The 26,196-nt window shown below is 41.1% G+C and carries 18 protein-coding genes; 10 read left to right on the top strand and 8 right to left on the bottom strand.

What is annotated here, in order from left to right; genetic code table 11:
* The first annotated feature begins 21 nt into the window (after positions 1-21).
* The 3 genes from BLR53_RS01115 (at position 22) to BLR53_RS01105 (ending at position 5,382) form a co-directional block, all read left to right on the top strand.
* Complete coding sequence (locus BLR53_RS01115; protein WP_074586388.1) at positions 22-3,108, top strand: SusC/RagA family TonB-linked outer membrane protein; 3,087 nt, start codon at positions 22-24, stop codon at positions 3,106-3,108.
* Between the two features lie 22 nt (positions 3,109-3,130).
* Positions 3,131-4,636 (top strand): RagB/SusD family nutrient uptake outer membrane protein, encoded by a 1,506-nt coding sequence (locus BLR53_RS01110; RefSeq protein WP_170844837.1) that lies wholly within the window; start codon positions 3,131-3,133, stop codon positions 4,634-4,636.
* A 158-nt stretch (positions 4,637-4,794) separates the two neighbouring features.
* Positions 4,795-5,382 (top strand): DUF4142 domain-containing protein, encoded by a 588-nt coding sequence (locus BLR53_RS01105; RefSeq protein ID WP_037444675.1) that lies wholly within the window; start codon positions 4,795-4,797, stop codon positions 5,380-5,382.
* Between the two features lie 71 nt (positions 5,383-5,453).
* Here BLR53_RS01105 and BLR53_RS01100 read toward each other — a convergent pair whose 3' ends face one another.
* Both BLR53_RS01100 and purL read right to left on the bottom strand, forming a co-directional pair.
* The gene (locus BLR53_RS01100; protein WP_074587259.1) at positions 5,454-5,966 is read right to left on the bottom strand and encodes a protease; all 513 of its coding nucleotides are present in this window, start codon (positions 5,964-5,966) and stop codon (positions 5,454-5,456) included.
* 10 nt (positions 5,967-5,976) lie between these two features.
* Complete coding sequence (purL, locus tag BLR53_RS01095) at positions 5,977-9,636, bottom strand: phosphoribosylformylglycinamidine synthase (RefSeq protein WP_074586383.1); 3,660 nt, start codon at positions 9,634-9,636, stop codon at positions 5,977-5,979.
* Positions 9,637-10,086: 450 nt separating this feature from the next.
* Here purL and BLR53_RS01085 point away from each other — a divergent pair, with 450 nt between their 5' ends.
* Genes BLR53_RS01085 through BLR53_RS01070 form a run of 4 tightly spaced genes read left to right on the top strand, consistent with a single transcriptional unit; the run spans position 10,087 to position 14,227 of the window.
* Complete coding sequence (locus BLR53_RS01085; protein WP_083331959.1) at positions 10,087-11,262, top strand: hypothetical protein; 1,176 nt, start codon at positions 10,087-10,089, stop codon at positions 11,260-11,262.
* Between the two features lie 14 nt (positions 11,263-11,276).
* Positions 11,277-12,515, top strand: coding sequence for a quaternary amine ABC transporter ATP-binding protein (locus BLR53_RS01080; protein ID WP_074586374.1), 1,239 nt, complete (start codon positions 11,277-11,279; stop codon positions 12,513-12,515).
* A complete protein-coding gene (locus tag BLR53_RS01075) occupies positions 12,512-13,342 on the top strand; it encodes an ABC transporter permease (protein WP_074586371.1) in 831 nt (276 codons plus the stop codon). Before BLR53_RS01080 ends, BLR53_RS01075 begins: the two co-directional genes overlap by 4 nt.
* 18 nt (positions 13,343-13,360) lie before the next feature.
* Complete coding sequence (locus BLR53_RS01070) at positions 13,361-14,227, top strand: glycine betaine ABC transporter substrate-binding protein (protein ID WP_037444685.1); 867 nt, start codon at positions 13,361-13,363, stop codon at positions 14,225-14,227.
* Between the two features lie 71 nt (positions 14,228-14,298).
* Here BLR53_RS01070 and BLR53_RS01065 read toward each other — a convergent pair whose 3' ends face one another.
* Positions 14,299-14,793 carry a hypothetical protein gene (locus BLR53_RS01065; protein WP_037444687.1) on the bottom strand — a complete coding sequence of 165 codons (495 nt, stop codon included), beginning with the start codon at positions 14,791-14,793 and terminating at the stop codon, positions 14,299-14,301.
* A 95-nt stretch (positions 14,794-14,888) separates the two neighbouring features.
* Complete coding sequence (locus BLR53_RS01060) at positions 14,889-17,042, bottom strand: S9 family peptidase (RefSeq protein ID WP_074586369.1); 2,154 nt, start codon at positions 17,040-17,042, stop codon at positions 14,889-14,891.
* Between the two features lie 204 nt (positions 17,043-17,246).
* On the opposite strand from BLR53_RS01060, the gene BLR53_RS01055 reads away from it, so the two are divergent.
* Entirely contained in the window at positions 17,247-18,077 is an 831-nt protein-coding gene (locus BLR53_RS01055; RefSeq protein ID WP_037444691.1) for an SMP-30/gluconolactonase/LRE family protein, read from the top strand.
* Between the two features lie 50 nt (positions 18,078-18,127).
* Here BLR53_RS01055 and lspA read toward each other — a convergent pair whose 3' ends face one another.
* Positions 18,128-18,622, bottom strand: a complete 495-nt coding sequence (gene lspA / locus BLR53_RS01050) for a signal peptidase II (RefSeq protein WP_037444693.1) — start codon at positions 18,620-18,622, stop codon at positions 18,128-18,130.
* Between the two features lie 102 nt (positions 18,623-18,724).
* On the opposite strand from lspA, the gene BLR53_RS01045 reads away from it, so the two are divergent.
* Positions 18,725-19,093, top strand: coding sequence for a YccF domain-containing protein (locus BLR53_RS01045; protein ID WP_074586366.1), 369 nt, complete (start codon positions 18,725-18,727; stop codon positions 19,091-19,093).
* An 80-nt stretch (positions 19,094-19,173) separates the two neighbouring features.
* Positions 19,174-19,776: a DUF4142 domain-containing protein gene (locus tag BLR53_RS01040; protein WP_074586363.1), complete on the top strand. Its 603-nt coding sequence runs from the start codon at positions 19,174-19,176 to the stop codon at positions 19,774-19,776.
* A 431-nt stretch (positions 19,777-20,207) separates the two neighbouring features.
* Here BLR53_RS01040 and BLR53_RS01035 read toward each other — a convergent pair whose 3' ends face one another.
* The 3 genes from BLR53_RS01035 to BLR53_RS01025 all read right to left on the bottom strand — a co-directional run bounded on the left by BLR53_RS01035 (position 20,208) and on the right by BLR53_RS01025 (position 26,097).
* A complete protein-coding gene (locus BLR53_RS01035) occupies positions 20,208-20,822 on the bottom strand; it encodes an alpha-ketoglutarate-dependent dioxygenase AlkB family protein (protein ID WP_244889429.1) in 615 nt (204 codons plus the stop codon).
* Between the two features lie 50 nt (positions 20,823-20,872).
* Positions 20,873-23,554, bottom strand: a complete 2,682-nt coding sequence (ligD, locus tag BLR53_RS01030; RefSeq protein ID WP_074586359.1) for a DNA ligase D — start codon at positions 23,552-23,554, stop codon at positions 20,873-20,875.
* A 116-nt stretch (positions 23,555-23,670) separates the two neighbouring features.
* Positions 23,671-26,097, bottom strand: coding sequence for a zinc-dependent metalloprotease (locus BLR53_RS01025; RefSeq protein ID WP_074586356.1), 2,427 nt, complete (start codon positions 26,095-26,097; stop codon positions 23,671-23,673).
* Positions 26,098-26,196: the final 99 nt, after the last annotated feature.

Genomic DNA, 26,196 nt, shown 5'->3' with positions numbered 1-26,196 from the left:
ATGCACCAATTTTATCAAATTATGAAAGTATTTTTACCAATACTGCTTCTGTTTCTCAGTATCAATCTGGGTTACGCGCAATCCTCTAAAAAGATAACCGGAAAGGTTTTCGAAAGTAATACGCAAATCCCACTACCCGGTGTGAGTATTTTAGTCAAAGGCACTAAAACAGGAACAACAACAGACCAAAATGGTTTATTTGCCATCTCATCGGAGTCTGACGAGCCTGTTTTGATTGTATCCTACCTCGGTTTCAAGACTAAAGAATTAACTGGCACCTCCGGATCGCCAATGAATATCAGCCTGGACAACTCTTCCAATGCCCTGAATGAAGTTATAGTAGTCGCTTATGGAACAGCTTCAAAAGCAAGTTATGTAGGTTCAGTATCACAGATTAAGTCGGAACAACTTGCTAACAGACAAGTTTCAAACGTATCTAAAGCACTACAGGGAATGGTTCCTGGTGTACAGGTAACCTCGTCCAGTGGTCAGCCAGGTACCACTGCCGACATCCGGATCCGGGGAATTGGCTCTATCAATGCATCAAGTGCACCTTTATATGTAGTAGACGGAAATCCTTTCTCCGGAGATATCAATTCGATTAATGTAAATGATATAGAATCCGTCAGTGTACTTAAAGATGCAGCATCAAGTGCACTCTATGGTTCCAGAGGAGCGAACGGTGTAATCATTATAACCACCAAATCCGGCAAAAACTCCAAAGAAACATTAATCAGCGCCAACTTTAGTCAAGGTGTATCTAACCGTGCTGTGAAAGACTATGCGCAGATGAACACAAACCAGTATTTCGAAAGCTACTGGCTCGCACTTAAAAACAAACAATTAACCAATGGCATCAACGACGTACAGGCCGGACAAAACGCCAGTAACCAACTAATTGCAGACCTGGGAATTAATCCCTATGGAGCGGCCTACCCTCAGCCAGTTGGCGCAGATGGCAAAATAGTTACAGGAGCAGCACCGCTATGGGATGATAATTGGGGTAAAGAAATGGAACAGACTTCTTTACGCACACAAGCCGATCTGAGTTTCAGCGGAGGAAACGAAACCACCAGATATTTCATTTCCGGTGGTTACCTCAATGACAAAGGAATTGCTCTGGGTTCAGGTTATAAAAGATACAATGCAAGGATAAATCTGACTACTCAAGCCAAAAAATGGTTAAAGGTCGGCCTGAACATCTCAGCCTCAAGCTCTACACAGAACTACCCGACATCTGAAGACAGCAATACCGGTAATGTAATTAATTACTCCAGACTTGTACCGAGTTTCTATCCTGTTTATCAGAGAAATGCCGATGGAGGTTACCGGCTGGATGCATCGGGAAATAAGGTTTATGACTTCGGAGATTATAGACCAAGTTCAGCAATTCCAAGAAGTAATCTTGCAGCAACCGTAGGACTGGATAAAAGCGAAATCCTGCAGGATAATGTATCTGCCAGAACATTTATGGAAGCTGACATAGCTGAAGGACTTAAATTCAAAACATCCTATAGCGGGGATTATTCAGAAATGAATGATCATTATTACACCAATCCATTATTAGGTGGAGGCGCTGCAAACGGAGGATCGGTTTCAAAAAGCAGCAGAAGAATTTACTCCTGGACCTGGAATAATATTTTTACTTATCAAAAGACTTTTAATGAAGATCATCACTTAAATCTGCTAGCGGGTCATGAGATCTACAAATATAATTCACGTAGTATTTCGGGGAGCAGACAGAATTTTGTTCTGCCAGACCTATTTGAACCGGATGCAGCAGCTCAATTGAATAGCTTTAATGGATCATCCGTTGATTATATGTTATTGAGTTTTCTGGGTAAGGCAGAGTATGATTTCAAAAACAAATACCTGCTTTCGGCTTCCCTGAGAACAGATGGTTCATCCAGATTTTCACCAGCCCGCAGATGGGGTACATTTTGGTCTGTAGGTGCATCCTGGAGAGCTTCGAAAGAAGATTTTTTACAAGACAAAACATGGTTGACCAACCTTACATTCAGAACCAGTTATGGTGCTCAGGGAAATGATAATATTGGTACATACTATGCATACGATGCTCTATATGCCATCAGAAATAATTTAGGGGAGAATGGCGTGGTGACTTCCAGACTTCCCACTCCCGATTTGAAATGGGAAACCAACCTGAACCTGAATATCGGTATGGACTTTGGCCTATTCAGAGACAGAATCAGTGGTAGCATAGAATACTTTAACAGAAGATCAAAAGACCTGTTGTTTAGTAAAGCTATGCCAAATTCAACAGGATTTAGTTCAATTGATGCTAATATAGGTTCCTTAAAAAACACAGGAATTGAGATTCAGTTAAATACAGTTCCGATAAGCACGACAGATTTCAGATGGACATTCGGCATTAATGCAACATACTTCAAAAACAAGATTACAGACTTACCGCAGGATAACCTGATCTCCGGAAATAAACTCCTGAGAATCGGCGGTTCGATCTATGATTTTTACCTCCGGGAATGGGCAGGGGTAAATCCAGAAAATGGTAATCCACAGTGGTATAAAAATAATGGACAAGGTCAGAAGGTAGTTACCGAAACCTATTCTGAAGCTACCCAATATGTTCAAAAAAGTGCATTACCTGATTTAGTGGGTGGTATCAGCAATACATTCACCTATAAACAATTTGAACTTTCTGCATTATTATCTTACAGCCTGGGTGGTAAGATACTTGATGGAGACTATACCTCAATGATGCACAATGGAAATAGTCCCGGAAGAACCTGGTCTGTGGAAATGCTTAATCACTGGACACCTGAAAACACAGACACAAATGTACCCAGATTAACTACAGATAACCTGGGCTGGACACAAACGTCAACACGTTTTCTATATGATGCCACCTATGCACGCCTGAAAAACGTCAGCCTGAGTTATAGCTTACCAAAAGCAATGGTAAGCAGAATGAACATTAACAACCTGAGATTTACATTATCCGGAGAGAACCTGCTGACCTTTTACGGTCATAAAGGAATGGACCCGGAACAAACCGTAAACGGGGCAACCTATTTTCGCTACCCGGCCATGAGAACTTTCTCTGCAGGCGTTAATCTCACTTTCTAACACCAGTTTAATTGAAATCCACATGAAAATTAATATCATAACTCCCCTGTTTGCCGCTGTTCTACTCCTTGTGGCCTCAGGATGTAAAAAGGAGCTCACTACCACCCCGACCACTGCTGTTTCAGAGTCACTGATCTATGGTGATGTGAACAATATCGAAAAAGTTTTAAATGGTACCTGGGCTTATATGAACGACACCTATTTCACCTATGCCAACCCCGGATACTCCACTATTCTGCGTACCAGTGATGCCATGGGCGACGATGTCGCAATTATCACTAATAAATACGGCTACAGGGATGCGTATGAATTTACGCTTGCAAATAACCAGACCCGGCTTGATGCCATCTGGACCATCTTGTACAAGGTGATTAACAACTGTAATAATATTATAACCAGAATTGATGCAGCAGAAGGATCAGCAGAGAAAAAAGCACAGATCAAAGGTCAGGCATTGGCATTACGTGCAAACAGCTATCTGACATTGGCAACATATTATCAATTCTCCTACCTAAAAGACCCGAATGCAAAAGCAGTTCCAATTTATACTCAGCCCACTAATTCACAAACGCAGGGTAAACCTAAATCCACCCTGGAAGAAGTTTATACTTTGATAAACGCAGACCTTGCGGAGGCCGAGACATTGCTTCAGAATTACACCAGACCAGGTGGCGCCAAATATAAGATCAATCTGGACGTTGTACATGGTCTACAGGCGAGGACATTTTTAAATACAGGTAAATGGGCATCAGCAGCTAAAAGTGCTGCAGAAGCACGTAAAAATTACAGCTACATGTCTGCTGCAAACTATGCTGCAGGGTTCAATGACCTTACTAATGGAGAATGGATCTGGGGACACGGGCAGCAGCCAGACCAGAATACGGCAAGTTATTCATTCCATTTTCTAGATGTAACTTCACCAAATTCTTATTATTATAGCTTTATGGCAGATCCAAACTTCAAATTATTATTTGAAGACAATGACATCAGATCCAAATTGTTTTCCTGGGACGAACAGGCAGGCAGAGAGGGTTATCTGCGTTACGGAAAATTTAAGTTCCGCCCCGACGAGACAGGTGATATTGTGCTAATGCGTTCGTCGGAAATGACGCTTATTCAGGCAGAGGCTTCAGCTAGAAATGGAGATTTGAATTCTGCAGTTCAATATTTAAATGAACTCAGACAAGTACGGAACGCTGCGCCGTTTTCATCTTCCGGTAATACAGCAACTTCTATAATTGATGCGATTCTTGTAGAACGCAGAAAAGAACTTTGGGGCGAAGGTTTTGCATTGTCAGATATCTTACGAACCCAGACAGCGGTAGTTAGAAAACCTTATACCGACGCAACAGGTCAGCCTGTGAAAATAAATGTCAAAGATAAAAACGGAAATATTCAGTCCGTCAGCACCAGACCGCATACTACTTTGAAATTTCCAGATGGGTCTGCATTCGTGCCCAACAGCCCATACTATCTATTTAAAATTCCACAGTCGGAATTGAACACTAATCCTGATATCAACAAATAAAAGTGTTTACTACAAGTTTGGAGAAGCCTGGGAACTTAAATCGCCCAGGCTTTTTTCATGTAAAAACAATAGATTATACGCATGATTTTCAATTAGTTGAAAATTTTGTAAACTAATTATGAACTGGGGTGTTGTAGATCAAACAAAAATCTAACCCTATGAAAAAGTTAATTTATGTCCTTGCCATCTCTGCAACTTCGTTTGCATTTCAGGCATGTAACAGCGGCACAAAAGATGCCAAAGAAACTGCAGACAGTTTAAACAAAACAAAAGACACTACGTCTAATGAAATGGCTACTGGCGGAATTGCTGTTGATCAATCGGATGCCGAATTTGCGACTAAAGCAGCTGTAGGTGGTATGGCAGAAGTTGAATTGGGAAAACTAGCCCTTACAAAAACGAGCAATGCACAGCTAAAAGAATTTGCTAATATGATGGTTAACGATCATGGAAAGGCAAATGCAGAATTGATGGCTGTGGCTAAAATGAAAAACATTACGCTTCCTGGAATGGTAGATGAAGAACACCAGAAGAAAATGAATGATTTGCAACAGAAATCGGGAGCTGACTTCGATAAAGCTTACACTGATGCAATGGTAGACGGACACAAAAGCACCTTAGATCTAATGAATAAGGAAGCTAAAGACGGAAAAGATGCAGATTTGAAATCTTTTGCCGCTAAAACAGCTCCTGTTGTTCAAACGCATCTGGATATGATTACAAAAATCCAGAAAACGTTAAAATAAGCTGTATAAACAGATATTAATTAATTTTTTAAAACTGGCCGAATTATTTCGGCCAGTTTTTTTATGCCCTATTAGGGTTTGTATACAAAAGTGATGCTGTCTTTCACCACAATACCACTCATATTTTCTCCAGTATATTTCACCGTATATTTTCCCGGCTTTTCGATCCTATACGCTTTTAGTAAGTTTACTTTTGTCTTCAGGCTATCCTTCGGGTTCAAAGTAATATAACTGTCTGCGGGAGGTGGCATGATTCTTTTTGCCATTGCGCCACTATACGCAGCCTCTTCCCCATTTTCACCTTTAATCTCCAGATAGGAGCTCATCAGCGGCTCAAACGGCGTGTGCCATTTACAAAATTTCATAGCAGTATCTGAACCGTTATAGACAGTAAAGTCAAGCAACAGCGAATCTCCTGCTTTCAGCTCATCCTTCATGTGCATTTTAGCGAAAATGCCCTTATCTACAGAAGCAACAGTAGTTTGAGTTAAAACAGAGTCGGCTGTCGAACCAGCTTTATTAGCCGTTGTACAGGCTGCCAGCGATAATATCGCGGCAGACCAGAGAAAATGATAGTTTTTCATAGTTTTGATGTTATTTATTCTCAATCCATTTCCTCGCATTCACAAAGGCAGCGATCCAAGGTGAAACCTCGTCATTACGTCCTTCCGGATAATTCGCCCAATGCCACTGGAATACAGAACGCTCTATATGCGGCATCATTACCAGGTGTCTTCCTGAGTTATCGCATAACATAGCAGTATTATAGTCTGAACCATTCGGGTTTGCCGGATACGTATCATAACCATATTTAGCTACAATCTGATATTTATCTTCAGTATAAGGTAACTGGAATTTACCCTCACCATGAGAGATCCATACACCTAAAGTACTTCCGGCAAGATCTGAAAGCATTACTGAATTATTCTCCTGAATCGTTAATGAAGTAAATCCACTTTCGTGTTTCTGACTGTCATTATGCAGCATTTTAGGTTTTTGCTCATGATCAGGGTTAATGAGGCCGAGCTCTACAAAAAGCTGGCAGCCATTACAAACACCAACAGAAAGCGTATCTTCTCTTTTAAAGAAGTTCTCCAGAGCCGTTTTGGCTTTCTCATTATAAAGGAAAGCACCTGCCCAGCCTTTTGCTGAACCTAATACATCCGAATTCGAAAAACCGCCAACAGCACCTATAAATTGGATATCTTCCAGAGTCTCTCTTCCGGAAATCAAGTCAGTCATATGTACATCCTTAACATCAAAACCAGCAAGATACATCGCATTAGCCAACTCTCTTTCCGAATTAGATCCTTTCTCGCGTAATACCGCTGCTTTCGGTCTTGGTTTAGTCTCGTCAATAACCGGCTTCCGTCCGTCGAATGACGCAGGGAAATTATATTGAAGCAAATGATTCTTATAGTTATCAAAACGCTCTTTTGCTTTTACCGGTCCGCTTTGTTTCTGATCCAGCAGGTAAGAGGTGGTAAACCAAACATCTCTCAGTTGATCTATGTCAAAACTCCATTCACCTGCAGCATCTTTAACCTGCAGTTTTGCTTCAGCATTTACCTGTCCGATTTTATGGAAGATCACTCCTCTTGCATTTAGTAATTCTTCCACGGAATTATCAGCCTGAAATACTATACCGATATTTTCAGCAAATAATTTAGCAATAATGTCCTGGCTGCCTAATGTGCTCAAGTCAATTGTTGCACCCAGGTTTCTGTCTGCAAAACATAATTCGAGCAGTGTTGTGATTAAACCACCACTGCCAATATCATGGCCTGCCTGAATTTTACCTGCTTTTATTAGCTCCTGTAACGTATTGAAAGTGTTTTTGAATTGACCCGCATCCAGGATATCTGGTGTAGATTCTCCAATCTTGTTCAGGATCTGAGCAAAAGAAGAGCCACCCAGTTTAAATTCGTCTCCAGATAAATTAATATAGTAAACTGCCCCACCATTCTTTTTGAATACCGGTTCAATAATATTTTTTACATCGTCGCAATGTCCCGCTGCTGATATAATTACAGTACCCGGAGAAATTACTTCCTGGTCTTTATATTTTTGTTTCATGGAAAGCGAGTCTTTCCCGGTTGGAATATTAATGCCAAGATCTATAGCAAATTCCGAACAAGCTTTAACTGCTGCATAAAGACGGGCATCTTCACCTTCGTTTTTACATGCCCACATCCAGTTTGCAGATAAGGAAACACTGTCCAATCCGTCTTTAAGCGGTGCCCAAACCAGATTCGAAAGCGATTCTCCAATTGCATTACGGCTACCGGCAGCCGGATCAATTAGTGCAGAGAGTGGTGCATGGCCAATCGAAGTTGCCACACCATCTTTACCCTGAAAATCCAGAGCCATCACCCCACAATTATTTAAAGGTAACTGTAATGGTCCGACACACTGTTGTTTAGCTACACGGCCACCTACACAGCGATCTACTTTATTTGTTAACCAATCTTTTGATGCCACAGCTTCCAGTTGAAGCAAAGCTTCCAGATAAGTATTTATCTGTGAAATATCATAAGTAACCGGTTCATATTTTCTTGTTCTAGTCTGGTCCTGCATTACCACTTTAGGAGAACTGCCAAACATATCTTCCATTTTCAGATCCATTGGCTTAGCACCGGTGGTTGCCGATTCGAAAGTAAACCTATGGTCGCCTGTAACTTCGCCGACAGTATACATCGGTGCGCGTTCCCGGTCAGCAATCTTTTGCAGTGTTTCTACATCTGCTTTACCAATAACCAATCCCATACGTTCCTGAGATTCATTCCCAATAATCTCTTTTGCAGACAAAGTTGGGTCACCTACCGGTAATTTATCCAAGTCTATTTTACCGCCTGTTTCTTCAACTAATTCAGACAGGCAATTTAAGTGTCCGCCTGCACCATGATCATGAATTGATACAATAGCATTATGATCACTTTCAACCATTCCCCTGACAGCGTTTGCAACTCTTTTTTGCATTTCCGGATTAGAGCGCTGAATTGCGTTCAACTCAATACCTGAGCCCATTGCACCGGTATCTGCAGATGATACTGCTGCACCACCCATCCCGATCCGGTAATTCTCACCACCAAGTACGACAATTTTATCTGCCACAGCCGGAGTAGATTTTTTAGCCTGACTCGCTTTTCCGTATCCAATACCACCAGCTTGCATGATCACTTTATCATAACCAAGCTTTCTTGCATCTTCTTCATGTTCGAAGGTTAGGATAGAGCCTGTGATTAATGGCTGCCCAAACTTGTTGCCGAAATCTGAAGCACCATTAGACGCTTTGATCAGAATATCCATTGGTGTCTGATAGAGCCAATTGCGCTCTTCCATCGCTTTTTCCCAGGGACGATCTGCCAGAAGCCGTGAAAAAGAGGTCATATAAACTGCAGTACCTGCCAAAGGCAATGAGCCTTGTCCGCCCGCTAATCTGTCTCTGATTTCCCCCCCGGACCCAGTAGCAGCCCCGTTAAATGGCTCGACAGTTGTCGGGAAGTTATGCGTTTCAGCTTTTAAAGAGATTACTGAATCAAAGTCTTTAATTTCGTAATAATCAGGCACATCTGCACGTTTTGGTGCAAACTGCTGAACGGTAGGACCTTTTACAAATGCGACGTTATCTTTATAAGCAGAAACAATGCCATTAGGATTTGCTGCTGAAGTCTCACGGATCATTTTAAAAAGGGAGGTTGGTTGTTCTACCCCATCAATTACAAATGTTCCGTTAAATATTTTGTGACGGCAATGTTCTGAATTGACCTGCGAAAATCCAAAGACCTCCGAGTCGGTTAATTCACGGCCAAGTTTCTCTGATAATTTATTTAGATAATCTATTTCCTCTTCACTTAAGGACAGACCTTCCTGCTGATTGTAAGCAGCGATGTCCCCTATCGCCAAAATTGCTTCCGGCTGAATATTTACTGTAAAAATATCCTGGTTTAATCCATTGTACAACTGCAGCAACATCGGGTCAAAATCTTGAGTTTCCGTAGCAGAAACCTGAAATTCTTCAATCCTTACTATACCATGCAAATCCATATTTTGAGTAATCTCCACAGCGTTTGTACTCCATGGAGTAATCATCGCAGCACGCGGACCGATAAAATAACCTTGCAGGGAATTTTCTTCATTCAATTTGGCATCGCCAAACAGCCAGGCTAATTTCGAAATATCAGACGAATTTAGGGTTCGTTCTAGTTGTACAGCAAATACAGTATTGCTCTCGTTGGAAAAGAAATAAATCATGGTTTTATTTTATGCCGCAAAGTTAACCAAAATTACACGTTGTACCTAAAAACGGTGAATAATTAGCATTTATCTGACGTGTTTTCCAGTTCATATAAATTTTAAAATCCATGATGAAGACACAAAGGCTCAATTTCCATTTTACTGGGTTTAAGTAAAATAAGGCGTCATTTACAGCAAAAACAAAAACCATAATCATATTGCTTATTGGGTTAAAAAACATCCTTTTGAAACAAATATTTGCCTATTAACTTATTTTTACCTACCTTTGCATCGTTTTTCATTTAAACCACCGCTGTACCCGTCCCATTTAGGGTTCGTGTTTTTGTCAGGAGCAGCTTCTTATCTGGTTAAATGTCTTTGGGGATTGCCCCCTGATTTTTCAATACAAATGTTTATTTAAAGCATTTTTTATATGCAGCAATTAGGCTGGCATATCTAAACTATTTTATGATTAAACAATTCATATACAAATTACAATACCTTGGATTAGCACTCTTCCTTCCAATCGCAAGTTTTGCTCAGGATAGCATTATGGTCGCAACAGACACCAGTTTGGTGGAAAACAGACCAGAAAAACCTACATTGAAGATTGGTGGAGCCTTAAGATTCAACTACAACCTCTCCACCTGGAAAAAGGAACAGGTCAAAAGAGGCGGAGATTTTGGCCTGGACATGTTTAGAATCAATGCAGATGCGGCATTTAAAAAGTTAGACCTGCATGCGGAATACCGATTTTATTCAAAAGATTTTGGCGGAGGCTTTTTAAAAGAAGGTTATGTCCGCTATCATGTAGATAACAGAACGCAATTAGATTTCGGATTGGTACAGAATCCCTTCGGAAACACTACTTACAACTCCCACAACTGGTTTTTTAATCTCCCCTATTATCTTGGATTTGAAGATAAATTCTCAATGGGTGTTAAATTTCACCAACAGCGGAATCGCTGGGTATATGATATCGCTTTCTTTAAAAATGCAATGGAACTTAACTTTGGCGACCAGACTGAAACAGATCCATCCAGATACTCATATGATGTCGCCGGAAGGAATAAAGAAGTTAATCAGGGTAATATAAAAACCGCTTATATGCTTGCTGAAGATAAGCAAATAGGCATTTCCGGCATGATTGGTGGTGTATACAATATACCAACCGGTAACATGGGTACCCGATGGGCGGCAGCATTACACACAGATCTTACTTTTGGAAAGCTTAATGTTAAGCTCCAATCGATGTACTATCATTATAATCCTGCAGATTCCGCTGGATTTAACAGTACTGTAGACCTGACAGCATATGGTTCGTCGTACACCGTGACGGGTAAGGCTGCAATTCATACTGCTTCTTTCTCGTACAAACAACCGGTAAAAATTGGCCCGGTTACAGATATCACGTTCTACGAGAATTACGCCTATATGCAAAAACCACAGCAAGGTTATGCAGATACCCAGATGAATGTTGCAGGATGCATGATTGCCGCAGGCAACCTGGTTACTTATATAGACTGGGCAGCAGGGAAAAACCAACCCTGGTTAGGTCCTGAATGGCAAAATGGCCTTGCACAAGGTAATCCGGATGCCAAATGGCACAGCCGGTTTAATATTAATATCGGTTATTACTTCTAATATAAACTAAAGAAATGTCCATACTTAAAATAGAAGACCTCACCCTTATTTTTGGAAAAGAAAAAGAAGAGGCCCTTTCGCTATTAAAGAAAGGAAGTACTAAAGCAGAAATCCTGAAAGAAACCGGATGCACAGTAGCTGTTAAAAATGCGGCGTTCGAAATTGAAAAAGGCGAATTCTTTGTTATCATGGGTCTATCCGGTAGTGGTAAGTCCAGTCTTTTACGCTGTCTGAACAGGCTTATTGAGCCAACTTCTGGAAATGTAATACTTAACGAGGTAAATATTACCAGTCTGGGTGATAAAGAACTGCAAAATGTACGCCGTAAAGAAATGGCAATGGTATTCCAGAAATTCGGTTTACTCCCGCATCGTACTGTACTCGAAAATGTTGCGTTCGGATTAGAATTACAGGATATTCCGGAGAAAGAACGCGAGGAAAAAGCGAGGAAAGTAATTGAGCTTGTTTCTTTGCAGGGTTATGAGAACCAGCCAACTGCTGCTCTTTCAGGAGGTATGCAGCAAAGGGTGGGTTTGGCCAGGGCTTTGGCTAATGAGCCTGAGATTCTACTCATGGACGAAGCTTTTTCCGCCCTTGATCCGCTGATCCGGACTCAGATGCAAGATGAGTTAATTGATTTGCAGAAAACCATGCATAAAACGATTGTATTTATTACGCACGATCTGGATGAGGCTATACGTCTGGGAGACAGAATTGCCATCATGAAAGATGGTGAAATCATCCAGATTGGTACCCCGGAAGAGATTCTGACAAACCCAGCTACAGACTACGTGTCTTCATTCGTGGAAAAAGTTGACCGTAAGTCTATTATTACTGCAGCAAGCCTGATGTTCGAAAAACCGACAGTTGCAATTTTCAGAAAAGACGGTGTCGAGGGTACCCTGCGTAAGATGCGTAGTTCGGGCCTCACTGCATTACCCGCAGTCTCCACTGACAAAGAATTTCTTGGTTTTGTTTACCTGAAAGATATTCTGGAGATTAAAGCAAAAGGTCATCATACGATTGAAGCGGCTATTATCACTGATATTCCCGTGGCTTATCCGGAAACAACTGTAGAAACTATGCTTCCATTTATAGCAGAGAACGGCCGTGCCGTTCCGATCATTGACAAAGACACCCGTAAATTACTGGGTATTGTCGCACAGACCTCCCTGCTAATTGAAACTACAGGAACATCCTGGGAGAATATCACAGGAAATTCAATTGATAACTTACAAAATGAAATTATATGATACATATAGGACCTTATATAGAACAATTTATAAACTGGCTGACACTGCATTTTTCAGGTTTGTTTGACGCCATTAAGATTGTAGTCGAATCGATAGTGAACGGTGTAGAATGGGTTTTTATGTTTCCACCTTTCTACGTAATTATATTACTTATAGCATTCCTGGCCTGGAAAAGAACAGGAATGGGTGTAACTATTTTAACCTTATTTGGACTAACGCTCATCTGGGCTATGGGGTATTGGGCACAGACGATGGCAACGCTAGCGTTGATTCTTTCCTCTGCATTTATTGCCCTTCTACTGGGAATTCCTGTTGGCATTTGGGCAGCAAAAAATCCGATGGCTAAAAAGATCATCAGACCAATACTGGATTTCATGCAAACTATGCCAGCCTTCGTATATCTGATTCCTGCAGTACTGTTTTTCGGATTAGGTAAAGTTCCCGGAGCATTTGCAACAATTATATTTGCCATGCCACCGGCCGTACGCTTAACTACACTCGGGATAAGCCAGGTACCAGAAGATATTGTAGAGGCAACGCGTTCCTTTGGCGCAACATCCAGACAGTTATTATTTAAAGTCGAACTGCCACTCGCCCTGCCGACTATCCTTGCAGGTGTAAATCAAACGATCATGATGGCCCTGTCCATGGTAGTTATTTCCGCCATGATTGCAGCGGGCGGATTAGGTGAAGTCGTTTTAAAAGGAATTACACAATTAAAAATAGGGATTGGATTCGAAGGTGGTATTTCCGTTGTGATCCTGGCGATTATACTGGATAGAATCACACAATCATTCGGCTCAAAAAAAGTTAAAATATCTGATTAATCAAAAAATAGAATACACATGAAGAAATTAATTATAGGAATATTCGTCGCTGTTATATTGACATCAATGTATGCATGCAGTCCAAAAAATGACGATAAGAAAGTAACTATTGCTTATGTGAACTGGGCAGAAGGAGTGGCAATGACACAGTTATCTAAGGTATTATTGGAAAAAGAAGGTTATACCGTAGTATTGAAAAATGCAGACGTCGCACCTGTATTCGCAGCCGTTGCAGGTGGGGATGCCGATGTATTTCTAGACACCTGGATGCCGGTAACTCACAAGGAATATCTCGAAAAATTCGGTGCGAAGCTGGAGGTACTTGGTACTAATTTTGACAACGCCCGCATCGGGTTCGTTGTACCCGAATCTGTAAACATTAACAGCATAGATGAACTAAATACTAATGCTGCGTTATTTAATGGTAAAATAGTGGGTATTGATGCCGGCGCTGGCATTATGAACAAAGCAGAAGAAGCTATTAAAGCCTATGGCTTAAAACTGGAACTTCAGTCCGCCAGTGAAGCAGCTATGATGGCTACCGTTAAAAAAAGCATTGATGCAGGTACCCCTGTTATAGTAACAGGATGGTCTCCTCATTATATGTTCAGCAATTATAAATTGAAATTCCTAAAAGACCCTAAAGGTATTTTTGGCGATGTAGAAACTATTCAAACTGTTGCCAACAAAGATTTTATCCGCTCTAATCCAAAAGTAACTGCGTTTTTCAGAAACTTTAAATTGAATGAAGTCCAGTTGGGCTCTTTAATGGGTGAGCTCGCTGGCGCAGGTGATGATAAGGCAGCTGTTGAAAAATGGCTGGAGCAAAACCAGGATCTGGAAAGACAACTCAGTTCCTTTATTAAAACAGAAGCAGTTAATTAGTGATTTGATTTGTTGTGCTGTAAGAAACGCCTCGTCATTTTAATTAATGAGGAGGCGTTTCTATTTTGCATTTATAATTTATGGATTCTGGAGTTTTTAAACAAGTTAACCCAGGCTTTTTTTGACAGCATGATCGTAGAATTCTTATAATCAGAATTGCTTTTTGGATATACGTCAAACATGATATTCTTCATACCAAGCAATTTCATTTCACGGGGCACGATCTTCATCTTGTTAATTAAGATCTCATTATCTTTAAAATCGTCATATAACCCGAGGACGTATTTATAAAAATCAGCTTCCTCTTTCATATCTGTGAAATTAATCACTTCATAAATTTCGGTTCCCATTCCGCCTTTTGTAATATACCGCAAAAACTCTTTATCGTCTCCGACAGCATAAAGCTCATAGTCTGCAGTTAACGCAGTTGTCTTAACTCCAATCCTTTTTGGTGTCACTTTATCTTTGTCTGCTTTCACTTCTTCTTTAGAACGGCCCACTTTAAACTGGGAGAAACCATAAACAGAGAAAGACATCAGAACGACAGTCAGAATTATTTTTTTCATTTGATATTTGTTATTCAAAAAAATGCTTGAGATAAACTTATAAAACAATGTAATAATAATAATTATACCAGAATTTTCAAACTGTAAGCATTCAATTAATGAATAAAACGCTCGAAAAACTCATAAGTACGCAGCATTTGATCGATGCGTTGCCTGTTGTCACCGCTCCGCGTAATTTCATGTGTAGCACCAGGATGTCTTACGTATTCAACCGGTCTGTTTAAAACTTTTAAGCTCTTATACAACATCTCACTTTGGATAACCCCTGTTCTCAGGTCATTTTCTCCGTGAAATATAATAAGCGGGGTTTTAATATTCGCGACGTAATTGATCGGAGACTCACGCTCGATAGTTTTACCTGCGGCCTCTTCCCATGGATAGCCACCGAAATAGTTAGGTACTAACCGCCAGGCATTTCCTTCCCCAAAAAAGGTTTTAAGATCATAAACTCCGCGCTGCGCACAAGCAGCTTTAAAACGCTGGTCATGTCCAACTATCCAGCTGACCAGATAACCTGCGTAAGAACCGCCGGTAACCACCAGTTTAGTGGTGTCTGCCCAGCCTTCAGCAACAGTCCTGTCTAATGCGCCCATTACATCGTTCATCGGACCCTCACCCCAATTATTTACATTCCCCCTGAGAAACTGCTCTCCATACCCTCCTGAACCACGGGGGTTGCTATATACTACTCCGTAACCCATTGAGCAGAAATACTGATATTCATGCCACATTCCTGCTTCTCCCGGGCCCCACATCGCACTTGGTCCACCATGAATTTCCAGTAATAAAGGATATTTTTGACCGGACTGATAATTAGCTGGTTTCATAACCCAATAGTCCACATCCATGCCAGCATCATTCTTAAAAGTATGTTTTTCTGGTAAAACTATTTTCTTTTGTGCCAGCCAACCTGAGTTTAAAGCGGTAATTACCTTCGTATTTTTAAATTGTTCATCGGCAATTTCCAGTTCTGAGGGGTTCTGCACGCTGGTTTTACTGTAAATAAACGATTTTTCACCCAATACAAAATCTTCAATTCCTTCAGATTCGTCAGATAGTTTACTCACTATTCCATTTCTAACCGCTGTTTTGTATAAAGGGACGCCGCCATTACTTTGGGCTGTAAAATAAAGTATATCCTCTTTATCTGACCATTTGAACCCATTCAGATTACGATCCAGCTGAATTGTGCTGATATCTTTTCCTGATCCAAGATCCTGAACAGATACTTTTCCCACACTAGGCTTTCCGATTTCAGACACTCCATAAACAAGGTACTTACCCGATGGAGCTACTGATCCGATCCTGTAGCTGCTTTCTTTTTTTCCTAAAACCGGGCTAACAGCTTTAGTCTGAATATTAATTTTATATATAGCGGACTCCTGTGAGCGGTCGGGAAAAACATTTTCATCCAGGCGACCATTTACCAGTATTTCCTGATTATTTACAAAGTAAGGGTCGCTGTAGGAATTGAATCCCGGAGTGACTAAAACAGGCTCAGATTTACCGGAGACATCAAATACAAATACCTGGCTAAGCTGAATATCAGCAGAGGTTGCCGACTCACCCTGAAACTGCAGTTTATTAATGACTTTGGCTTTATTATCAATTTCATTTTTATTCAGGTATGCTCTGATCTGGGCTAGATCACCATTTGGGTCTCCCTTAGTTTTACCAATTGAGAAATAATCATTTTTGGCAAATCCAGGTTTCTCACTGCTCCATACAGGAACCTGCTGGCTGGGATTCAAGGTCAGGTCTGAAATCAGGTCATTTAGTTTAAGATTCACTGAAAATACGACCTTTTTACCATCAGGACTCCATTTTGGAGATCCGACGCCGTATTTACAAGTGGTCAACTGCCTGGCCTCACCCCCTGTTAATGGCAGGATAAAAAACTGCCCTTTGCCATTAACATTACGAATAAACAAAATAGATTTTCCATCCGGAGAAAATGATGCCTGCCCGGGATTCTCTTTACTGAAAGTTAACTGGCGCAGATTATGATCTTTACCCAAATCACCTATCCATAATTGGTTTTCATATTCAAAGTTTGCTGAATCAATAGCTTTCGGTTGAATCTTTTGCACTGTAAACAGGATCTTCTTTTTGTCTGGTGAAATATCCAGTTGTCCGGCACGCTGTATCTTTAGCATGTCTGTAATCTGAACAGCATCTTTTCCAGTCTGCGACCAGCAGACTACCGTAGTGCTGAAAATCAAAAAATTAACAAGTATCAGTTTCTTCATAATTGAGGTTTAGGTATGGGCAGAAAATTAAGTATTTTTAAAATCATTCTTCGCTTGTAGTCTGTTTTTTACAAATCTCACCCCATATTTACGTTGGTCACTCCTCCTTTTTAACCATCTGTTAACAAGAAAGCGGATCTTGTCTCATAAATTTACTATATTTAAGTAAATCAACCAATTATCTAAAAGATCAAAGAATAGATTATGAAACAACTCTTCGGAATTATCCTCATTGCATTATTAAGTGTGCAGGCGAAAGCGCAACCTAAACTTGTTAAAATCTGGGAGACGACCACACCCATTGATTTACCCGAATCTGTCTTATTTGACGCCAAAGAACAACATCTGTTTGTCGCTGTGATGGGACAGACTTCCGATACCAAAGACAGTATAGGTGGCGTCGCAATTTTTGACCTGAATGGCAAGGTCAAAAATATGGATTGGATTACCGGAATGAATTCTCCCAAGGGAATGGCCAGACATGGCGATAAATTATATGTCGCAGATATTACAGATCTGGTTATTATAGACATACCCTCTTCAAAAATCGAACAGCGTATAGAAATCCCCGGATCGGCATTCTTAAATGACGTGACCGCAGACGACAAAGGTGTAATCTATGTTTCGGATTCAAAAACAAAACGCATACATCAACATAAAAACAAGCAGACTACTGTATATCTTGAAGAGATAGACGGTTTGAATGGCCTTAAGGCAGTGGGATCAGACCTTTTTATTGCTGGCGGCGGTAAAAATCTATTAAAGGCCGATGCCTCAAAAAAACTAACTAAGATTGCAGGACTGCCACATGGTGGAGATGGGATAGAACCAATCGGTAACGGAGATTTTCTTTTCTCAGCCTGGGGTGGATTAATTTATTACGTATATGCGGATGGCAGGAACGAATTACTGCTGGATACACAAAAAGATAAGATCAATGCGGCTGATATCGGTTATGACCCGGTAAAGCAGATTGTTTACGTACCGACGTTCTTTAAAAACAGCGTCGCTGCCTACCAGTTGAGTAAGAATTAGCAACCGGGCAGGGAGACGTATTATTAATCGGTATTCGTTTCCCTGCCCTTTTACCGCAATATCTTTTTATAATAAATATTTAGTGCAAGACAAATTACCCCTATCATGATCGAAACGTCGGCCAGATTGAATATTCCGGTTTTAATAAACAGGAAATCTAAATGAATAAAATCGGTAACAGCCCCAAACTGGAACCTGTCAAATAAGTTACCTAACCCTCCCCCCACAACAAAACTCAGTCCGATTACCAGCAATAAAGGTAAAGACTTGTATTTCAGCATAAATACAATCACTGCACACAATGCCATAAACGGCAGTACGGTAAGGGTTATAAATTTAAAAGTGTCATTAAGCGACGCTCCCGCGCTTAGAAAAGCACCGGTATTTTCTACATGCATAAAAATTAAGTTTCTACCAATAATTTCTACAATATCATGTGGAATCAGGTACACCCTGACCAGATATTTAGAGAGCTGATCTAAGATCAAGTTCCCCATGATGAGTACAATTATAAAATAATTACTATAGGTCTTCTTCTCCGGCATCTATATGGCACTTAATTCCGGCTGAATTTATTAAAATTTCACCAGCTAAATATAAAATTGTAACATCCGTACCCCCTGAGGCGTCTTAAAATAAACTAGGAAATGAATTTAATTGGTAATATCATCTGGATGATCTTTGGTGGGATATTTATATTTTTTGAATATATAATTGGCGGACTAATCCTTTGCCTGACTATTGTCGGAATCCCATTCGGCCTTCAATGTTTTAAATTCGCATTTGTCGGGCTGGCTCCATTTGGCGTGCGAATTACAGATACTGCTTCCGATACCGGCTGCCTTTCGACTGTTATGAATATTATCTGGTTAATATTTGGAGGTATCTGGATTGCACTTACCCATTTATTTTTTGGGGCACTTTTATGCTTAACCATTGTAGGCATACCATTCGGCAGACAGCACTTCAAGCTAATGAATCTGGCGTTCTCTCCTTTCGGTAAGAGCATCTCTTAAATAAAATAACATTGCAATTCTGTCAATCTTAAAACACCAGGACAAATCGCTTGTTATGAATTTAAAAAGCAACCAGGCTTATGAAAACCACAGCTATTGCCACCCTATTATTAGTTGCAGGGGCGTCTTTGACCTCCTGCCATTCTGAACAATCAAAAGATCGCCGGGATACTACTGTAAACAGTAATGCACGGCCTTCTGGCTCTGATACCGCCGGCACCCCTGCAAATAAGGCAGGTTCAGAAGACCCTTCTGCCCAGTTTATTAGTGAAGCGGCGGTTTCGGGCCTGCTGGAAAATGAAATGGGTAGAATCGGGCAGCAAAAAGCACAACTGCAAGCGATAAAAGACTATGCGGTTACAATTGAACGAGATCATAAAGTGGCCGGCACGGGGCTTGCAGAAATCGCTAAAGCGAAAAATTTAACTTTACCCTTAACAATTAGTGCTGAAAAACAGGAACATCTCACTGACCTGAGCCAAATGACAGGGAAAGATTTTGACAGTTATTATACGAACATGATGGTAGAAAACCATCTCACGGATATTGCATTGTTTGAAGGTGCTTCTAAATCTCCGGACACCGCTGTCAGCCATTATGCGCTAAAATTACTCCCTACTTTGCAGAAACACTACAAACAGGCACGCGAACTGGCTTCAAAATTCGATCAAAACAAAAGATAAAACCACAGATCCTTCCAACGTGTCCTGAAATTTTAACCACCAGTTAACCTGGCATTGGTAGGGAATTGCTTTTGTTTTATTCAAACTTCGTTCAATGTTTCTTCATACTTCCTTCATTGTTTGTTCAATCGGATTTGAACGATCAACGAGGGAAGTATGGTTAGGTATTGAAGCGTCATCCAACCTGGTAATACGAAACCCTAAATATATATTATCATAAAAAGAGAATACTATACCATTAGAATTTATGCCTTTACTGACCCTCAGGCTCAAATTTCTGTTGACATTTCTCAAAATGGAAATACCACAAATAAGAAAGCGGTGAACGGTCATTACAACCTTTCACCGCTTATCTAATTAACGCTCTCACATATATAGACGCTCTTACGTTGATATTATTGTACACTAGAAAAAAAAAGATAATATTTTTTCTAGTGTACAATTCTGAAAGTAAGATTTAGTCTTTCTTTCATCTTCTTAGTGGATTTCGCAATTCTATGGTCCCAGTGTTGTTGAAGATTCCCTTTCATTAACAAAAGAGACCCGTTCTCCAATTTTACAGTATACTTTTGCTTATGATTTTGTTTATTTCTAATATCGAATCCTCTTACCTGCCCAAGACTTAGTGAGGCGATCACCGGATGTGTTCCTAAAGCTTCTTCATTGTCACTATGCCAGGCCACAGAATCGTTAGCGTCCCTGTAGTAATTCAATAGCACACTATTAAATTTAATTCCGGTGAAAGCTTCGATCTTATTCCTGATAAGCATCAATTCAGGAGTCCAGAAATTCGGGGAAGATTTGCGCAAAGAAGTATAATCATAAATTTCCGGGTCGGCATACCAAGCGCTCAACCGCGGCGTAACAACCTGCTTATCATACATACTAACCACTTTTTGTTTCCAGGGTGTTTCTGCGATTAAATGAGCCAAATGAATTTCACTCTCTGACTCGCTGAAAAAGTCCGGTGTATACTGTAATAAATCGGAAGGAAGACCGGGTGTCTGCCCCGATTCAGAGAAAAAACTAAGCTGTTCCATCATCATTACAAATTTAAACTAAAAATATTAGCCAACAAAAAAAATTACTAAATTATTTAGCCAAACACGGTTTTAGCTTTTTCTATGGCTTTTGCAAGATCAATCCCTTTACCCAAAACTCCATTGAAAAGATCGCCCTCTGACTTCAACCGCTCTACCGTATTAAAAATATTAAAATCTTTCATTGCCAAACCTGGCTTCACTTCATCCCAATGCAGCGGCATAGAAACCGTCGCCCCTGGTTTCGGACGTAATGAATAAGGCCCTGCAATGGTGGCGCCTGGTCTGTTCTGAAGAAAATCCAGGTACATTTTCCCTCCGCGCGCCTTGATCATTCTTTCCAGAGTTGTGAATTCAGGAATATGCCGGTGTACAAGACTAACGATAATTTTGGCAAACATTTGTGACTGCTCATAGGTGTAAGCGGCCGCTAAAGGAATATAAATATGCATCCCTGTGGATCCAGAAGTCTTACAGTAGCCTGGGACCTCAATCTGATCCAGTATATTTTTAACCTGGAGTGCAGCTTCCACAACCTGATCAAAGCTGTGCTGATCCGGATCGAGATCAATTACGCAATAGTCTGGATTATCCGGTGCACTCACCCGGCTAAACCAGGGGTTCATTTCTATACATCCCAAAGATGCCATCCAAAGTAACGTTGCCTCATCTGCGCCGACCAGGTATTCCTTTTCTTCGCCCTCACCAGTACTGTAAGGAAAAGTTTTCGCCCAATCCGGAGCTTTCCCCTTTACATCTTTCTGATAAAAACCTTTACCGTTAATTCCACCAGGAAACCTGTTTAAAGACATAGGACGGTCTTTTAAATAAGGTAGAATATAGTCTGCCACCTGATAATAATAGTTAAACATATCTCGCTTACTCACCTTATCTTCGGGCCAGTACAATTTACTTAAATGCGTAAATTTCAACTCATGTCCACAAACCTTTCTCACTTGCGTTTCATCCTTAGGATTAAGTAAAGATTTGCGTCCGCTGGCTTTTGGCGGTTTAATAGCCTTCGCATGCGAAACTTCCTTGCTCACTTTAACTTCGGCTATCTCATCGAAATTAATCACGGCCTCAGTTTCGACAGCGGCTTCGCGGACCACGTCCAGCGCCGGCTTATCTTCCCGCATCCCTTTAAAAGAAGGGTGCCTGAAAACACCATCGGACGTCACTTCACTATAAGCGACTTCGCAGACCAGTTCTGGTTTCAGCCAGGTCGCTTTAGCTTTCGGAGGATTGGGCCGGAAACGCGAAGGTTTATTCACATCAGGCAAAATTTCAAAAGGACTTTTACTGGTGATCAACGGTTTAAATTGGGCCATCATTTCCCGTTGCAGCTGGTCAGAAAACCCTGTACCCACTTTTCCAACATAAGTAAGTTTTCCATTTTCATAGACACCAAGCAACAGCGAACTGAACGATTTAGATGTATTCTCATTTTTGGTAAACCCCGCGATTACAACTTCCTGTCTCTGATGCACTTTCACTTTGAGCCAATCCGATGAGCGGTTGTTGAAAGTATAACAACCCGATGCCTTTTTAGCTATAATACCTTCCAGACCCATTTTTTCCGCAACCTTAAAAAACTCTTTTCCGGAGGTACGGAACACTTTACTCTGCCGGATACGGTCATCCTCCTGAGGCAGAATTTTACCCAGGATTTCCTGCCTTTCAACTAAAGGCAATTCTGTCAGGTCCTTACCGTCATACCAAAGTACATCAAATACATAATACACCAAATCTCCGTCTGCTTCACTTCTCCAGTTCTGCAGTTTACCAAAATTGGAGATCCCCTTTTCATTAAGCACTAGGATCTCGCCGTCAAGCACTACGTCCATACTCCAGGTTTGCAGTATTTTATAAATCGGATAAAACCGTTCATTAAACTGCTTATTATTCCTGGATAGCAACTCGGTATCACCATTCTTTTTTAGAAACGCCAATGCCCTGTAACCGTCCCATTTAACTTCATATAACCAGTCAGGATCATCAAAAGGTTCATCTACAAGCGTAGCCAGCATAGGCTTCATGCCAATCGGTATTTTCTTCTTTTTTGCTTTTTTTAAAATCGATGTAATCTCTGCTTCTGGTTTTTCAGCATCAGATTTCAGTTCAATATCCTCTTCCGCACCATGCTGCCACACCTTTTCACTATGTTTTTCCATTTCAGCTATCGTCTTACCGGAAAGTACTGATTTGTCTTTTTTTGTGATGTCCGCCGTAGCTGCATACTCATCTTTATGTTTAATCAGCAACCATCCATTCTCTCCCATCCCATGCGTTTTAACCAGTGCGTATTCTCCCTTTAATTTTTCACCGTCTAGCTTAATCTTCAGCGAACCTGCTTTCAGCTGCGCCAGCAAATGTTTATCCTGTGCTTTTTTACCTTTTATAGTTTCAATTGGTTCATACGTCCCATGGTCCCATACAATAACCGTCCCTCCGCCGTACTCTCCTTTGGGAATAGATCCTTCAAAATCTTTATAGCTATAAGGATGGTCCTCTACCATCATCGCCAGTCGCTTTGTCTTAGGATCTGTCGATGGTCCTTTTGGTACGGCCCAGCTTTTCAACACGCCTTCCATTTCCAGCCGGAAGTCGTAATGAAGATGCGAGGCTGCATGCTTCTGAATAACAAAGTGTAACTTACTGTTATCTTTTGACGTACCGGCCTGTGGCTCAGTAGTCTTTTTGAAATCACGTTTCTTTTTGTATTGTTCCAGTGCCATAACCAATATCCGTTTTGCTCATTAACAATGACCAGGCGGTAATGTTCTGTGCAACAAAAAAGAGCCTTCATCTTCGAAAGATAAAAGCTCTTTATACAGCATTAACCTGAATATGCCTATTGCAATAGATTAGGGTTATCCATACCTATTGGAGCGCCGGGAGGCATTTCTGCCGCAGGAGCAATCTCAAACTTAGCTGGATCTAACTGAAATGTTTTAATTTGAGACAGCGCGAAAAGGCGGTTTGCATTCTGCTGGTCACTGCCCAGGTATTTGTTAGCCTCCAGCCAGTGATTCAGTTCTTCTATTTTCAGCAAGGCCTGTCCATGTACGTTTTCGGAGACGTCTTTTCCAGTACCTAAAGCAAGCAGATACTTAAGCACAAGGTTATTGACAACGATCTGCAACTGTCCATCCATACCACCTGCATCTGGTGCCTTCCAGGTCTGGTTGATGAGTTGTCCGGCAATATGAATAAACCCTGGTTGTTTAGCATCCCTGGCTGCATATTCGGTTAACCTGGCAGCTCTCTTTCCGTCAAGCAGATATGCAACGGTGAAACCAGCGACAGACTCCGCAGCCGATAAAGGATCGAATGTCGGCCCTGTCTTTCTGGAAAAGACTTCTCTTCCCCCGGGAAATCCTGAAGGTCTGGGTGGAATTTTTTCAAGTAATTGCTCTGGAATACGAAGATTTTCGGGTTTTATCGTCAATAGTAAAACATCTAATGCAGCCTTCTGCTGGCCGGGAGGGATTAGCGCTGTTGGAACTTGCCCGTCGCCCTTCAATGCATGTGTAAAATATAATCCACCGATCAGTTTCGAAACAGCCTCTATCTGGTACCGGTGCAGCAAATAAATCGGCACCAAAACTTCTTCCAGCGTACTCATCGGTGCATTCGCAGCAATTGCTTTCACTGAAAAATTAGTGATCAGCTGTTTCCTAATCTCCAGTAAACGGTTCAGTTCGCCAGTTACATCGCCGTTACCATTATCCCATTGATGGGAAAGCGGGTGCACATCTCCGCCGACATCCGGAATTTGTATAAAACCTTTGGCAAGGGTTTCTTTCATGATCTGATCAAGCGCATTATTTTCATCTGTACCAGCATCAAATTCGCTGTAACCCCACATGATCGCTCTTTTATCCCATTCTCCAATTCCTTTAGCATAGGCGTGCTGAACATCTATCTTTCCGTTCTTATCCATTGTGAAATACGGAGCCGGATAATCCATTACCGATGCCCTGTCTTTTACACTGGCTGCAAAATTATGGTAGAGACCAATGGTATGCCCGATTTCATGTGCAGACAACTGGCGGATTCTCGCCAATGTAAGCTCTTCCAGTTCTTTGGGAACCGGCTTTCCCTCTTGATAAGGTTGAAGTAAACCCTCGGCAATTAAATAATCCTGACGGTGTCTGTCAGATCCAAGTGTTACTACACCTTTAATAATTTCGCCGGTACGCGGGTCTATATAAGAATTTCCAAAAGAATAACCTCTTGGGTTGCCATTGCGGTTTACCCAGTTTATTACATTGTAGCGGATGTCCATCGGGTCTACTCCTTCCGGCAGTTCTTCTACAACAAATCCATTGATAAAACCCGCTGCAGTAAATGCCTCGTTCCACCAATTCCCACCTTCTATGAGTGCCCGTTTGATTTTTTCAGGCGCTCCACGGTCTACATAATATACAATCGGTTTAACTGGCTCACTTGGTGCTAATCCTGGTTTTTTCTTAACCAGCCTTTGTCTTCTTGAAAATTTGGCTATCAACGGCTGATCCATATCAGCGCTGAAATCATAATAATTAAACGGATTCAGACCTGATCGCGGATCAAATTTCCGCTGCTTAAATCCCGGCTCGGGTAATGCGACAAATGACTGTCTCATCGAAACAGTTACAGCAGTTGGATCCGGTGCGATACCACCACCGCCATAGCCACCTGAAGGAGCACCGCCGGTAAATGTGATAAGTGACTCAAATTCTGTGTTCTGCGGAAAGTTTTTTGTGTTTTCGATAGCGATAGCACTTCGGCTTTCATCGAGTTTATAAGGTGTTTTACCGAGAGTTCCACCAATCTGCTGGCTGTCGGAAATTAAAAATGGAGTGAGGTCAATGAGCACTTTATCTCCTTCTGTAGCCAAAGGTTTAAATCCCCAGATCACAGATTTAGCAAATGCATTTTCCACCGACCTGACCTGATCCTTATTTCCGTTGACTGCGCGGAAGCGGTAATTAGGTTGAATTAATAATAATTTGCCACCCAATAGCGTAAATTTTACGATATCCGATTTGGCTTTGCCGAGTTCCGGACCACCAGATCCCACGCCAGCAGGCAGGGACGCGAAGTAAAGAAACTCCTGATCGAGCTTATTTACTTCCAGTAGTATTTTTCCATTTTTTGCATCGTAGTAAAATGGGAAATAGCCATCATACTTTTTTAGACCTTTTACAATGGAGAGCATATCCTGTCCCTGAACGGTATTCAAGATGCAGGACATGGCGATTAACAGTAAAAGTTTTCTGGTAAAGATTCTCATGTCTGTTTAATAATTAGAGGTTTAGGCGCCGTTAATTTAGATTGATGAGGAAAATTACAGAAGTTTTAACCATTAAATATCATTGTTTGATGGCAACCG

This window comes from Pedobacter antarcticus (assembly GCF_900103515.1).
GTDB classification, from domain to species: Bacteria; Bacteroidota; Bacteroidia; order Sphingobacteriales; family Sphingobacteriaceae; genus Pedobacter; species Pedobacter antarcticus.
Note: the sequence above shows the minus strand (reverse complement) of the source record. Positions and strands in the feature narration are given on the sequence as shown.